At 68.7% G+C, this 14,264-nt stretch carries 12 protein-coding genes; 8 read left to right on the top strand and 4 right to left on the bottom strand.

Translation table 11 applies throughout. The annotated features are described in order from the left end of the window. Positions 1-5: 5 nt before the first annotated feature. The 3 genes from JMF86_RS26830 to JMF86_RS26820 all read left to right on the top strand — a co-directional run bounded on the left by JMF86_RS26830 (position 6) and on the right by JMF86_RS26820 (position 3,798). Entirely contained in the window at positions 6-1,490 is a 1,485-nt protein-coding gene (locus JMF86_RS26830) for an FAD-binding oxidoreductase (protein WP_011548636.1), read from the top strand. A gap of 167 nt (positions 1,491-1,657) precedes the next feature. Next, entirely contained in the window at positions 1,658-2,335 is a 678-nt protein-coding gene (locus JMF86_RS26825) for a TetR/AcrR family transcriptional regulator (RefSeq protein ID WP_226292210.1), read from the top strand. 173 nt (positions 2,336-2,508) lie between these two features. Beyond that, positions 2,509-3,798, top strand: coding sequence for an acyl-CoA dehydrogenase family protein (locus tag JMF86_RS26820; protein ID WP_006480040.1), 1,290 nt, complete (start codon positions 2,509-2,511; stop codon positions 3,796-3,798). A gap of 62 nt (positions 3,799-3,860) precedes the next feature. On the opposite strand, the gene hchA is transcribed toward JMF86_RS26820, so the two are convergent. Next, positions 3,861-4,742, bottom strand: coding sequence for a glyoxalase III HchA (gene hchA, locus JMF86_RS26815; protein ID WP_011548634.1), 882 nt, complete (start codon positions 4,740-4,742; stop codon positions 3,861-3,863). A 349-nt stretch (positions 4,743-5,091) separates the two neighbouring features. Between hchA and JMF86_RS26810 the strand changes: the two genes are divergently transcribed. Together JMF86_RS26810 and JMF86_RS26805 are read left to right on the top strand one after the other, a co-directional pair. Beyond that, positions 5,092-6,771 carry a fatty acid--CoA ligase gene (locus tag JMF86_RS26810; RefSeq protein ID WP_011694932.1) on the top strand — a complete coding sequence of 560 codons (1,680 nt, stop codon included), beginning with the start codon at positions 5,092-5,094 and terminating at the stop codon, positions 6,769-6,771. 297 nt (positions 6,772-7,068) lie between these two features. After that, positions 7,069-9,834, top strand: coding sequence for a LuxR C-terminal-related transcriptional regulator (locus tag JMF86_RS26805; protein WP_011548632.1), 2,766 nt, complete (start codon positions 7,069-7,071; stop codon positions 9,832-9,834). 24 nt (positions 9,835-9,858) lie between these two features. Here JMF86_RS26805 and JMF86_RS26800 read toward each other — a convergent pair whose 3' ends face one another. Beyond that, the gene (locus tag JMF86_RS26800; protein ID WP_027813897.1) at positions 9,859-10,731 is read right to left on the bottom strand and encodes a LysR family transcriptional regulator; all 873 of its coding nucleotides are present in this window, start codon (positions 10,729-10,731) and stop codon (positions 9,859-9,861) included. A gap of 193 nt (positions 10,732-10,924) precedes the next feature. Between JMF86_RS26800 and JMF86_RS26795 the strand changes: the two genes are divergently transcribed. The 3 genes from JMF86_RS26795 (at position 10,925) to JMF86_RS26785 (ending at position 13,524) form a co-directional block, all read left to right on the top strand. Continuing rightward, positions 10,925-11,962, top strand: a complete 1,038-nt coding sequence (locus JMF86_RS26795; protein ID WP_011548631.1) for an NAD(P)H-quinone oxidoreductase — start codon at positions 10,925-10,927, stop codon at positions 11,960-11,962. Between the two features lie 137 nt (positions 11,963-12,099). Next, positions 12,100-13,089: a LysR family transcriptional regulator gene (locus JMF86_RS26790; protein ID WP_011548630.1), complete on the top strand. Its 990-nt coding sequence runs from the start codon at positions 12,100-12,102 to the stop codon at positions 13,087-13,089. Positions 13,090-13,146: 57 nt separating this feature from the next. Continuing rightward, positions 13,147-13,524, top strand: a complete 378-nt coding sequence (locus JMF86_RS26785) for a BON domain-containing protein (RefSeq protein ID WP_006480033.1) — start codon at positions 13,147-13,149, stop codon at positions 13,522-13,524. A gap of 128 nt (positions 13,525-13,652) precedes the next feature. Here JMF86_RS26785 and JMF86_RS26780 read toward each other — a convergent pair whose 3' ends face one another. Together JMF86_RS26780 and JMF86_RS26775 are read right to left on the bottom strand one after the other, a co-directional pair. After that, positions 13,653-13,808 (bottom strand): DUF3309 family protein, encoded by a 156-nt coding sequence (locus tag JMF86_RS26780; protein ID WP_006483086.1) that lies wholly within the window; start codon positions 13,806-13,808, stop codon positions 13,653-13,655. A 120-nt stretch (positions 13,809-13,928) separates the two neighbouring features. Then, positions 13,929-14,135 (bottom strand): DUF1737 domain-containing protein, encoded by a 207-nt coding sequence (locus JMF86_RS26775; RefSeq protein WP_006480032.1) that lies wholly within the window; start codon positions 14,133-14,135, stop codon positions 13,929-13,931. Between the last annotated feature and the right edge of the window lie 129 nt (positions 14,136-14,264).

The raw sequence follows: 14,264 nt of genomic DNA, 5'->3' as shown, positions 1-14,264 counted from the left end.
CGGACATGGGCGATGCACACGGCGCAATGGCGCTCGGGCAGGGAGCACAGGCAGGGCAGGCGACGCGACCGGCATCGGGCGGGGTCGGCGCGGCGGCGGCGATGCAGGCGGCGGGCGCCGCGGCGGCCGGGCCGCTCGCGCGCTGGGGCGAGGAAATGCGCGCCGATGCCGCGTTGCGGAAGTATCGTCCGATCGGCGGCTGGATCGACGCGCCCGAGCGCGCGCAACCTGAGCTTGAAGGCGACGTGCAGGCGGACGTGATCATCGTCGGCGCGGGCTTCGCCGGCCTGTCCACGGCGCTGGAACTGGCGGCGCGCGGCGCGAGCGTCGTCGTGCTCGAACGCGAGTTCGCGGGCTTCGGCGCGAGCGGACGCAACGCCGGCTATCTCGCCGGCGGCCAGGGCCTCGAATACGAGCTGTTTCTCAAGCGGGTCGGCCACGAGCAGGCCAGGCGGATCGTCGGCTTCTACGACGAAGGCGTCGCGTACGTCGAACGCAAGCTCGTCGAATACGCGATCGACTGCGACTACCACGCGTCGGGCATCATTCGCGCGGGCGTGCATCCGTCGCAGGAGAAGCGCCTGCGCGAAAGCATGGCCACCGGCATCGAACTCGGCTCGCCCGCGCAGTTTCTCGATGGTGCAGCGATGCGCGAACGCGGCATTCCGCCGGCCTTCCTGTTCGGCGCATACGTGCCGGGTGGCGGCACGCTCGATCCGGGCAAGTACGTGGCGGGCTTGCGGCGAGCGGCGCTCGCGGCTGGCGTGAAACTCTACGAGAACACCGCGCTGCTCGACTTCGACGCGGGCGAGACGGTGCGTGTGCGCACCGCCCGCGGCAGCGCGAGCGCGCCGGTGCTGGTGCTCGCGACCAATGCGTACACGCCGCAACTCGGCCTGCTCGGCGACAAGGTGATGCCGCTGCGCGTGTCGGCGCTCGAAACCGAGCCGCTGTCCGATGCGCAGCTCGCGGCACTCGGCTGGCCGAATCGCGAGGGCATCGTCACGTCGCACCTGACGATGGAAAGCCACCGCCTGACCGCGCGCAACACGCTGCTGCTGACCACCAAGCGGCTGCATTACGTGTACGGCTCGCAGACGCCGAACGTGCCGGACGACGACGCGTATCGCGCGCTGCTGAAGACGCTGCACGCGCGTTTTCCGCAACTCGGCGACGTGCCGGTGCGCGCATGCTGGAGCGGCTACATCTCGTTCGCGGGCGATGCGTTGCCGGTGGTCGGCGCGGCCGGCGCGCACGGCAACGTGTTCTACACGGCCGGGTGTTCGGGGCATGGCGTCGGCACGCAATCGCTGATCGGGCGCGTGCTGGCAGAACGCATTCACGATGGACGATCGCCGCTGCTCGACGCGTTGACGCACAAGACGCCGTCGGTGCCGCCCGAGCCGCTGCGATGGTGTGCGATGACCGCGATGCTCGGCGTCGCGAACCTGCTCGACGAACGCGTGAACCGCAAGGTGCGGCCGGCGTAGCGGCACGTGTGATCGTCGCGACACGCCAACGTGCCTTCGGCCGGGCCGCCCGACGCAAGGGCGGCTCGATGGAAAATGCCGCGCGCATCGGGTATAGTCGTTGGCGCTCCGTAAGGCACGGAGCGTCCATTCGACGAAGCCGAAACGCCATCTTCACGACGAACACGATGACAGTGTCCAACGAGCAGCGCAGCACCCGAAAGCGGCGCACTTCGACTGCCACCGCCGCAGCGAGCAACACCGACGGCTTGCGGGCGCAAGGCCTGCGCACGCGCAACACGATCATTCGCGTCGCGCGCAAGCTGCTGCTGGAAGGCGGTCCGCTCGAATTCTCGCAGCGCGCGGTTGCGGCCGCCGCGGGCATCAGCGTCAGCAATCTGCAGTACTACTTCCCGACCCGGATCGCCGTGTTGCGGGCCGTCATCGAGCCGGTCATCGAAGCGTATCTCGACGACATGAAGCGCGCGATCAGCCGCGATGCGTCGCCGCGCGACGTGTTCGAAGAGATCATCGTGCGCTCGATCGCCGATGCGAAAGATGCGAAGTACAACGCATTGTTCCGGCATTTCCTGTCGTTCGCGGCCACCGACGCCGAATGCCTGAAGCTGTGCGAAGAATGGTATTCGGCGCTCACGCGCGACCTCACGCAGCTGGTGCGCGCGCTCACGCCCACCTTCAGCGCGGCCGACAGCCGGCATGCGGCCACGATGCTGATCGCGCTGGCCGACGGCCTCGCGATGCAGTACGGCACCATCGGGCGGCACACGCAGGCGCTCGACGCGTATTTCGCGGCGACGTCGCGCGCGATCGCCTACGGCACGCTGGCGGCGCCCGCGGTTAAATAACGGCGCGATCCGCCGCTGCGGCCACGCGCACCGAGACAGGGGAATACCCTGTCTTTTTTTTGCTTCCTGTGTTTGTCATGATGACCTATGTTTGGTATGTATTACTAGATGTGGGATGGCCGGGCGCGTCCGCTGCCGGGCCGACATGATTCGAGTCCAGGAGGAGAACGGAGATGATTCGTCTGAACAAGTCCGCGGCGCTGCCCGTGGTCGGCATGACCGGCTTCGAGACGCCGCTGAGCGAAGAGGAAAGCGCAATCCAGCACACGGTTCATCGTTTTGCGCGCGACGTGCTGCGGCCGATCGGCCGCGAGCTCGACCGGATGACGGCGGAGGACGTGATCGCCCCGGGCTCGCCGTACTGGGCCGCGATCGTCGAGAGCGCGAAGCTCGGGCTCGATCCGCAGTTGATCGCGCAGTTTCCGCCGGAGACGGCCGTGCGCATCGAGTCGCTGATCGGCGAGGAGCTCGGCTGGGGCGATTCGGGCCTCGCCGTGTCGATCGGCGCGGCCACGATGCCGCTGATGATGGCGCACACGGTCGGCAATACCGAGCTGATCGAGATGTGCGCGGGCAAGGTCGGCTGCTGGATGAACACGCAGCCCGATCGCGGCTCGGACGCGGCGATCCTGTATCGGCAAGAACTCGCCGGGAACGGCCGGCAGCCGGTCGGCAACGTGACCGCGAAGGTCGGCGCCGACGAGATCGTGATCAACGGGCAAAGCTCGGCGTGGATCTCGAACGGCTCGGTCGCTCAGGTCGCGCTCGCGTACATGGCGGCCGACTACGGCGACGGCTTCTACGGCGAAGGCGAGCGCAGCGCGTTCACGAACGGCATCGCGATGATCCTGCCGCTCGATCTGCCCGGCGTGTCGCGCGGCAAGCCGCTCGACAAGATCGGCCAGCGCTCGCTGCCGCAGGGCGAGATCTATTTCGACAACGTGAAGGTGCCGAAGCGCTTCGCGGTCGCGCTGAAGGACGACTATCTCGGCAACCTCGCGTCGACGTGGTCGTACGCGGGCACGCACATGTGCCAGGTGTTCGTCGGCGCGGCGCGGGCCGCGTTCGAACTGGCGCTCGCGTATTGCCACGAGCGCAAGCAGGGCGGCGCGCTGCTGATGGATCATCAGATGACGCACCTGCGCATCGGCGAGATGCTGCGCCGGCTCGAGATGGCGCGCGCGATCGCGCGCCGCAGTCTCGCGTTCTCGCGGATGTCGCCGCAGAGTCATCCGTACGCGACCGCGCAGGCGAAGGTGAGCGTGACCGAGGAAGCGATGAAGATCACGCACGAGGCGTTCCAGCTGTTCGGCGGCAACGGCACCACGCGCGAATTCCCGATCGAGAAGCTGTTCCGCGACGTGCGCTCGGCGCTGATCGAGGACGGTGAGAACTACATTCTCGCGTCGCGCCTCGGTGTGCTGGCCGGCAAGCTTTACGAGAACGGCTGGACGCGGGAGTAAGCGGTGCCGTGCCGCTCCGCGGCCACGCCCCGGCAGAACATCGCAGGGGCGCGGACCGACCGTCAGTGCCCGACTTCCTTCAGCAGCGCGGCGGCCGCGAGCTTGCCGATGCCGTTCGACGCGAGCGGGCTGTCGCCCGTGATCAGTTTGCGGTCCTGATGGCAGCGCCCGGTCATGTCCTTGTTCAGCACGCGCGCGCCGAGCTTTTCGAGGCTCTGCGCGACGAGCCACGGCAGCGGGCCCGGCATGTAGCCGATGTCGAGGTTCGGCCCCGTGTCGAGCGCATCCGGAAACACGCAGAGCTCGTAGTCCTTGAATGGGTAGTCCTCGGGATCTTCGTCGACGGCGGCCGACAGCAGGCATGCGGGGCCGTGACACAGCGTGATGATGTGCCGGTCCTGGTCGAGCGCCCAACGCAGCGTGCGCTTGACGTCCTTGCTGTGCGGAATGCCGGCAAGCACGCCGTGGCCGCCGGGAATGAACACCGCGATATACGGCGAATCGGCGCCGGGATGCTGGTCGAGCACGTCGGACAGCTTGAGCGGCGTCTTCAGCTTCGGCAGGTACTTGCGGTAGGTGCTCTGCACGGCCTCGTCATCGCTCGGCATCGCCCAGAGTTCGAGCTTGGCCGGATTGCCCGACAGCGTCGCGATGTCGATCTCGAAGCCGGCCTTGTCCATGTGGTGCATCGGCAGCAGCATCTCGACCGGATGGTTGCCGGTCGAGAACATCTTGCCGTTCGTCATCAGGATGTAGCGCTCGTCGGTCGCGATCATCAGGACCTTCCACTTGCCGCCGGTGTACGGATTCGGGTAATCGGCGCCGTCGAAGTCGGTCTTCGACGACGTGTACTGCGACAGCGAATACGGCGACGGGAAATACGCGTTGTTCTCCGCCGGGTCGGCGGCGGGCGTGCGGTCCGTCTGCGTCGTGTCGGAAGTCATGGCTGCTCCTTGCTCGGGGGATGGGTTCGGATGGGGCGGGCGTGGCCGGTGGGCGCCTGCGTGAGTCGTCGCGGCGATTCCGCGGCGGCGACCTGGCGTTCCGGTCATGTCCCGGTCGTGCGGACGGGTATCTCGCAGGGACGATACGTGCTGCGATGAATCCTACAACGCCGTTCTGCGGCGAACGCCTCCCCGAACGGGTGGGTATCCCGTATCCATCGCCGTGATACGCGTCCGGACGGCTCGCCGCCGCTTTCGACGGGGGCTCGTTCCCCCCGGACAGGGGGGATGCGAAAGCCGGCCGGTCCGGTATCGTGGCCGCACGCTCGACCGGCGCGACCGGTCGCCCATGGAGACTTTCGTGCATTCGTCATACCCGTACCCGCAAGACGAACCGGCACCGTCCGGCCATGCGTATCCGCTGCTGATCAAGCAGTTGCTTCATGCGCCGCTGGCGACGCGGCCCGAGCAGGAAATCGTGTACGGCGACCGGGTTCGGCACGATTACTGGACGTTCCGGCATCGCATCGGGCAACTCGCGAGCGGACTGTCGTCGATCGGTGTCGGCGCGGGCGACGTCGTCGCCGTGCTGGACTGGGACAGCCATCGCTACCTGGAGTGCTACCACGCGATTCCGATGATGGGCGCGGTGCTGATGACGGCCAATGTCCGGCTGTCGCCCGACCAGTTGCTGTATACGCTCGACCATTCGGGCGCGCGCGTCGTGCTGGTTCACCGCGACTTCCTGCCGTTGTGGGCGGGCATGCGCGACCGGCTCGACACGGTGCGGCACGTCGTGCTGATCGCCGACGGCGACGAAACCGGATTGCCGGACGGTTTCACCGACGAATACGAGGCGCTCGTCGCGGCCGGTTCGCCCGATTTCGCGTTCCCCGATTTCGACGAGCAGACCCGCGCGACGACGTTCTACACGACCGGCACCACCGGCCTGCCGAAGGCGGTGGCGTTCACCCATCGGCAGCTCGTGCTGCACACGCTCGCGGGCATGGCGGCGTTGTCGAGCGCGCGCGATCGCGGCCGCGTGCATCGCGACGACGTCTACATGCCGATCACGCCGATGTTCCATGTGCACGCCTGGGGAATGCCGTACATCGCGACCGCGCTCGGGCTCAAGCAGGTCTATCCGGGCCGTTATTCGCCGGACGGATTGGTCGCGCTGATCGCGCGCGAAGCGGTGACGTTCTCGCATTGCGTGCCGACGCTGCTCGCGATGATTCTCGACAGCCCGGCGTCGGCGGCGGCCGACCTGTCGGCGTGGAAGGTGATCGTCGGTGGCTCACCGCTGTCCGACGGGCTGGCGCGGGCGGCGCTCGCGCGCGGGATCGAGGTCTACACCGGGTACGGGATGTCGGAAACCTGCCCGCTGATGACGATCGCGCAGATCGACCCGCCGCGCGCGGCCGGCGGCGCATCGGCCGACGACGACATCGCGCGCCGGACGAAGGCGGGGCTGCCGCTGCCGCTCGTCGACCTGCGCATCGTCGACGCGCAGTTTCGCGACGTGCCGCACGACGGCCGCTCGGCGGGCGAGGTCGTCGTGCGGATGCCGTGGGCGACGCAAGGCTATCTGGGCGATGCGCCGGCGTCGGCCGCGCTGTGGGCCGGCGGCTATCTGCATACGAACGACATCGGCGTGATCGATTCCGACGGCCGGCTGCAGATCACCGACCGCATCAAGGACGTGATCAAGACGGGCGGGGAATGGGTCTCGTCGCTCGAACTCGAGAGCATCCTGTCGCGTCATCCGGCCGTGCGCGAATCGGCGGTGATCGGCGTGAAGGATGCGCGCTGGGGCGAGCGTCCGCTCGCGCTGGTCGTGCTGACCGACGAGCAGGTCGGTCGCGTCGAGCCGGAGGAATTGAAAGCCCATGTGAAGCAGGTGGCCGATCGCGGGCTGATCTCGCGCTATGCGGTGCCGGAGCGGCTGCTGATCGTCGACGCGATCGAGAAGACGAGCGTCGGGAAGATCAACAAGCGCGCGTTGCGCGAGCGGTACCAGCCCGACTGAGCGGCGCGCGCCCGGCCGTCGAAGACGCCGGCGGTCAGGACGAGGCGACTTTCCCGCCCGGGGGTAACCCCCCCGAATGGGGGGCTGAACATCGCGCGCCGGTTCGAGAACAATGCGGGTCCCGTGTCGCGGCCGATACGCGCAGCGCGCACCCACGCCGGTACGGACATCACCTACCTTTGACGGCCGGCGTCGAATCGTTATGCTGTTTTCGGCGCACGGCGAAACCGGCCCGGTCGGCGGTTTCGCTTGCCGTGCCGGCGGACACGCGATCACCGCGAGGAGAATAGGAACAGCATGGCGCCGACGGACAGCAGACAACCGGCTCGCCCGCCGGACACCGATGCGATCGAAGTGCTGGTGCGCACCAAGCTGGCGCCGGCGTCGACCCGCGGGATCGTGACGCGCATCGCGCGGCTCGGGCGGCTCAGGCGCGGCCTCGACCGCCGGCTGACGCTCGTGAGCGCGCCGGCCGGTTACGGCAAGACCACGCTGCTGGCCGAGTGGCGCCATGCGCTGGTGGCGTCGGGTGTGAAGGTCGCGTGGGTGAGTCTCGACCAGGACGACGACAACGCGTCGATCTTCGCGTCCTACGTGGTCGCCGCGATCGTCGACACGACCGGCGGGGTCGGCGCCCGCGCGCAGCAGTTGTTGCGCGATCGAGCGCTGATTCCGCTGAAGACCGTATTCGACGAACTGCTCAACGAACTGGACAGCGCAGGCGTCGAGCTGTTCCTGATGCTCGACGACTTCGATCGCCTCGCGTCGCCGGTCATCCACGACGCGATGTTCGATCTGCTGCGCTACGCGCCGTCGAACCTGCATGTCGTGCTGTCGTGCCGCTCGGCGCCCGCGTTGCCGCTCAGCTATTTCGAATCGCGCGACGAACTCGTGCGGGTGGACGAGAACGACCTGCGTTTCGACGACGCGGAGACGCGCGCGTTCTTCGAGCGGGTGGCCGGCAAGCCGCTCAATGCGGACAACGTCGGGCGTCTGCGCGCGGCGACCGAAGGTTGGGTGTCGGGCCTGCAACTGGCGGCCCTGGCGCTGCACGACGACAGCGACGCGGCGCGCGTGGCCGAGCAGGTCAGCCACGCGCGTGCCGGCATCGCCGCGTATCTGAACGAGAACGTGATGACGCAGGTGCCGGACGCGATCCGCCACTTCCTGCTGCATACGGCGGTGCTCGACCGGATGACGCCGGCGCTGTGCGATGCGCTGACCGGCCGCGACGACGCGCTCGACTGCCTCGAATGGCTAACCGCGCACAACCTCTTCATCCGGTCGATCGACGGCGACCGCCGGCGCTACCGCTATCACGCGCTGTTCCTGCAATACTTGCGGGAGGAGCTGGCGCTGCGCGAGCCCGGCACGGTGGCCACACTGCATCGCCGCGCGAGCGCGTGGTATGCGGCCGAGCGGCAATGGCCGGACGCCGTCAGGCACGCGCTCGCGGCCGGCGACTTCGATGCGGCCGCCGGCTGGGTCGAGGCGTGCGCGATGAAGCTCATCGCGTCGAGCGACGTGCGTACCGTGCTCGACTGGGTGTCGCGCCTGCCCGCGCAGGCGCTGACGGGCCGCCTGCGGTTGCGGATCGCGCATACGTGGGCGCTCGCGCTGTCGATGCAGATCGTCGATGCGCGCCGTGCGCTGGAAGCGCTGGAAGCCGACATCGCGGCCGGGCGGCTCGATACCGACGCCGTCACGGCGACCGAACTGCTGGCCGTGCGCTCGCTGATCGCCGGGCTGTCGGATCGCAGCATCGAATCGCTGCAGCTCGGCGAGCGTGTGCTGGCGGCCGCCCCACCGGCCGGTTCGTGGGTCGAGCAGATCGGGCAGACGACGCTGATCTTCGGGCTCGGCTACGCGGGCCGCCTCGGCGACGTGCGGGATCTCGGCGCGCGCGCGGAACACGCGGCGTCGGGGCACGAGCCGCTGTACGCGAACGTGTACCGCCAGAACATGTCGGGCCTGGCCGAGTTCGTCGCCGGGCGGCTGCACGACGCGTCGAAGACGTTCGAGACGGCGTTGCGCGCCGCCGAACGCTCGGCGGGTCGCCTGTCGGCGGCGACGGCGCTGTCGGCCGGCTATCTGTCGGCGATCTACTACGAATGGAACGACTGGGCGAAGGTGCGCGACGCGCAGGCCGACCGCTTCGACATCGCGATGCAGGCCTGTTCGCTCGGGCCGTTGCTGAGGTTCATGCAGACCGCCGCCCTGCTGCAATTCCGGTCGGGGAACGACGCGCGGGCGCACGACATGCTCGACGAAGCCGATCGCATCGCGTGCAGCCGGCAATGGCTGCGGCTGCGCGTCGCGTGCATGGCGACCGGTATCCGGCTGCATCTGGACGCCGGCCAGCCGACGCAAGCCCACCGTGTGGGGCGCGCGCTGGCGTCGCTGGTGTCGCCCGTGCCGCCGGACGAAGCGTCGAGCCACGTCGAGACGTGGCAGATGGCGCAATCCGCGCAGGCAAGGCTGCTGCTCGCCGATGCACGCGCGAACGAAGCCGCGCAGCGCATGGCGACCGTGCACGCGGTGCTGGCCGCGCGCGGGTTCGACTGGTTCGCGGCGCAGGCCGCCGTGTTGCATGCGATCGCGCTCGACCACGCGGGCGACGAGAGCGCGGCGCTCGCGGCGTTCGCGCGTGCGCTCGAATACGGCCAGGGCAACGGACTCGTCCGCACCTTCGTCGACGAAGGCGCGGCGGCCGAGCGCTTGCTGGCGCGCATGCAGAAGCGTGCCGACCGCTTTCCGGCAGTCGGCGCGTGGTATCTGCGCGACCTGGCCCGTGCGTTCGACGCGCAGCGGGCGTCGGGCGGAGCACCGGCCACGCGGCCGGGTGCGACCGGCAACCTCAGCGCGCGGGAGCTCGAGATCCTCGACTACGTCGCGCGTGGCCTGTCGAACAAGGAAATCGCCCGCGCGCTGCGCGTCGCGCCGGAGACGATCAAGTGGCACCTGAAGAACATCTTCGAGAAGCTCAACGTGACGTCGCGCATCCAGGCGGTGCGCAGCGGGCTGGCGCTCGATCCGTCACGCGTGCGGCGCGACGACGAATGACCGGCTGACGCGCTGCCGCCCGCGTCAGCGGTGCGCGGCGAACGCGGCCACGATCTCGTCGATCGCCGCACGGATGCGCGCGGTGTGGCGCAGGTCGCGGTGCGTGACGAGCCAGACCTCGTACGGCGACGCCCGCATGCGATCCGGCCAGATCCGCGCGAGCCCGTCGCGCTCGCCCATGTGAACCGGAATCTCGCCGACGCCGAGGCCCGCACGCAGCGCCGCACGCAGCATCAGGTTCGAGTTGGTGCGCGTGACGATGCGGCCGCCGTCGATCGGTTCGCCGGCGAGGGTCGGCTTGCGGCTGGCGTCGATGTACGGCTGGTAGACGGCGAGGTCGTGGCCCGCGAACGCGCGGCCGCGCTCGGGCTCGCCGTGCCGGTGCAGATAGTCGGGCGACGCGAATAGCCCCATGTCCCAGCACGCCAGCCGGCGCGCGACCAGATCGGGGTTCTCGGGCCGCACGGTGCGGATGGCGATATCGGCTTCGCGTTTCGCGAGATTCAGGATGTGGGTCGACGTGTTCAGCGCGACGGAGACGTCGGGATGTTTCGCGTGCAGCCGTGCGATCGACGGCATCACGAACTCGATCGCGAGCGCGTCGGTCGTCGTGATCTTCACCTCCCCGGCGAGCCGCCGGTCGACCCCCTGCGTCAGCCGCACCAGCTCGTGCGCATGCTGCTCCATCGCCTCGGCGGCGCGCAGCGCCAGTTCGCCGACCGGCGTGGGCAGATAGCCTTTCGACGAACGCAGGAACAGCGTCGCGCCGAGCATGTGCTCGAGCGTCGCGAGCCGCCGCCCGACCGTCGCCTGATCGACGCCGAGCGTCTGCGCCGCGCGGCGCAGCGTGCGCTCGCGATGGATCGCGAGAAAGACGCGCGCGTCGTCCCAGTTCATCGTGTGTCCCGACTGATGCATTTTTGCATTCCCCGACCGGTAATTCGCTGCGTGCCCGCGCGCGGCATCGCCCATAGACTGGCTTCACCTACATGGCGATGCCGCGATTCGGGGATGGCCCGCGAATCGGCCGCGCATCGACGAACGTTGAGGATCATATCGTGATTGATGACGCGCCCCCCTGCCCACCCACATGACCGCGATCGAAATCGTGCGGCCCGGCGGCCCCGACGTGCTCGTGCCGGCGACCCGGGCCGTACCGGTGCCGGGCCCCGGCGACGTGCTGATCCGGATTCACGCGGCCGGCGTCAACGGCCCGGACGTATTCCAGCGCAAGGGGCTGTACGATCCGCCGCCCGGCGCGTCCGACATTCCCGGCCTCGAGATCGCCGGCGAGGTCGTCGCGGTCGGGCGCGACGTCACGCGGTTCGTCGTCGGCGATCGCGTCTGCGCGCTGATTCCCGGCGGCGGCTACGCGGAATACGCGGTGGCGAACGAGAGCAACACGCTCGCGATTCCCGACGGCCTCGGGATGGCCGAGGCAGCGGCGCTGCCGGAGACCTTCATGACGGTCTGGCTGAACCTGTTCCAGCGCGGTCGGTTTTCCCCCGGTGAAAGCGTGCTGATCCACGGCGGCGCGTCGGGCATCGGTACGACGGCGACGATGCTGGCGAAGGCGTTCGGCGCGGCGACGATCATCACCACCGTCGGGTCGGACGCGCAGCGCGACGCGAGCATGCGGCTCGGCGCGGATCTCGCGATCGACTATCGCAGCGAGGATTTCGTCGAGGCAGTCGCGCGCTTCACGGGCGGCAAGGGCGTCGACGTGATCGTCGACATCATCGCGGGCGACTACGTCGCGCGCAATTTCGCGGCGGCCGCGATGAACGGGCGCATCGTGCAGATCGGCGTGATCAATGGCCCCGCGAAGGAGCTCGATCTGTTTCCGATGCTGACGAAGCGGCTCACGCACATCGGCTCGACGCTGCGCTCGCGCACTTACGCGGAGAAGGCGCAGATCATTCGCGAGCTCGAGGAGGCCGTGTGGCCGCTGATCCGGCAAGGCACGGTCAGGCCGCAGGTCTATCGGCTGTTCGATTTGCGCGACGCGCGCGCGGCGCACGAGCTGATGGATTCGGGACGGCATATCGGCAAGATCGTGCTGGCGACGCCGGCCGCGGATCATGCGCTTCGGGCTGCCATCGACGCAAACGCCAAGCATTCCACATGATCCGCGGACGCTTCAGCCCCCCGGTCGGGGGGCTGAAGCTGCGGCGGGGATGGCCCGACAATCGGGGCACCGAATGCGTCGCCGCGCCCCGCCGGCGCGTCGCGTGGATGCAGCACCGCACTGGACGATGAGTCGAAATGGACATGCTCGAGAACATGCGGACGTTCGTTCGCGTCGTGCAGGCCGGCAGCTTCTCCGCCGTGGCGAAGCAGACCGATGTCGCGACCGCGCAGGTGTCGCGGGCCGTCGCGAGCCTGGAGGCGTATGCGCAGATTCGTCTGTTGAACCGGACCACCCGGAAAATCGCACTGACCGACAGCGGGCGCCGCTATTTCGAGCGCCTGCAATCGATTCTCGGCGATGTCGACCAGGCGAATGCCGAGGCCCGGAACGCGCTGGTCCGCCCGTACGGACGCTTGCGCGTGCATACGATGCCGGGGCTCGGGCAGAGCCATGTGACCGCGTTGGCCGTCGCCTATCGGGCGCGCTTTCCCGAAGTCGCCATCGAGATGACTTATTCGCAACGGATGCCCAATCTCGTCGAGGAAGGCTACGACGTATCGGTCGTCACGGCCGCGAGCCTGCCTGATTCCGCCTGCATCGCGCATTCATGCGGCACGTCGTTCAGCGTGCTGGTTGCGTCGCCGGCCTACCTGGCTCGCCACGGCGTGCCGTCCGCGCCCGCCGACCTGGCACGCCATACCTGCCTGCGCCTCGATACGCCGGCCGAAGCGAACGACGAATGGCTGCTGCACGGCCCCGGCGGCCAGACCGCGTCGCATGCGGTCACGGCCGCGCCGTTCCACGCGAATGCGCCGGAGGCGCTGTCGATCGCGCTGCGCGCGGGGCTGGGCATCGGCTCGCTGGCGATCTATTCGGCGATCGACGACCTGCGCAGCGGGCGGCTCGTGCGCGTGCTGCCGGACTACCGGTTGACGATGCTCGACGTTTACGCGATGTATGCGTCGCGCCGCTTCCTGGACGCGAAGGTTCGCACCTTCGTCGAGCATCTGCGCTTGGGGTTGTCGCCCGCGCTGAAAGCCGACGCCCGCGCGCTCGACGCGCTCGCGGCGCCGCGCGGCCGCGAGCGTGCCCGTGCCCGTGCGGTGGCCGGTGTCACGGCCTGACGGCCGGCCCATCCGTCGTACCCGTTGTACCCGTTCGTTCCTGTCGAGGAGAATCCGATGAAGTCCCGTTTTGCAATCGTCGTTGCAGGTTTCGTTGCGTTGTCGCCGCTGGCCGGTCACGCGCAGTCCGCCGCACCCACCGCGCCCGCCGAGCAGGCGGCATCGGCGGCCGCGTCGCCGCGGGCGGCGAAGAAGGCCGAACGCGCGGCCGACCGCGCATTCGCGAAGAAGGTTCGGCAGGCCATCGTGAGAGCGCCCGGCGTGGGCAATGCGCAGGTCACCGTGTTCGCGAAGGCGAAGACGGGCGACGTGACACTGGCCGGGCAGATCGCCGACGAGTCGCAGGACCGGGCCGCGGTGGACGCGGCCCGCCAGGTCCCGGGCGTGACGTCGGTGAAGAGCAAGCTCCAGTTACGCCTGGAGGGTGGCCAGTAACGGAAAGGGTTGACGGCATCGGGTGCATGTCTTTGCGGGTCTCGTCGTGTAAAGAATCCACGGCGAAGGCTCGGGAAGGCACGCACCCGTGCCGGCTGCGACGCGTCCCGCCGCGGGTGGCGGGGGCGTCAGATGCGACCGAGCAGCACCAGTATCACGACAATGACGACGATCAGCCCGACGGTCCCCGATGGCCAGTAGCCCCAGCTTCGGCTATGCGGCCATGCAGGAAATGCTCCGATGAGCAGCAGAATCAGAACGATGATGAGGATCGTACCGAGCATCGCATCCCTCCTGGATTTATTCGACACGGTGTCGGCTGTCGCAATTCGCGTGCCGCGAGGGGACGATCGTTCCGTAGGGCGCCGCTGCCGCATCGGACGGTGCGCGGCGGGCGACCGGGATTACGCGCCGGCGTCCGTGCCGGCGGTGTCCGGCCAGAGCAGGGCCTGAGCGACGACGACGTGATCGCCGTTGAAGGTGGCGGCGGGCGAACCGTACAGGCGATAGCCGAGCGCCAGCGCATCCGACACACGGTGGCAAAACGTGGCGTCGTCCTTGCCCGTCAGCAAACGATAGCGGGGCAGGTCGTTGGGCGGGGAATGCGACATGGGCGGGACTCCTGTGAAGGGGGCGGATCGGGCAGTATAAGTCGGACAAAGCCACGCCATCTGCGAAGGCAGGGGCATTTACATCATGAATGCCAGTTCATTCAACAAATAAATTTTAAAAATGGTCGC

The organism is Burkholderia sp. E168m15, assembly GCF_016586105.1.
GTDB classification, from domain to species: domain Bacteria; phylum Pseudomonadota; class Gammaproteobacteria; order Burkholderiales; family Burkholderiaceae; genus Burkholderia; species Burkholderia orbicola.
The sequence above is the reverse complement of the archived record's forward strand: the minus strand, read 5'-3'. Positions and strand labels throughout refer to the sequence as shown.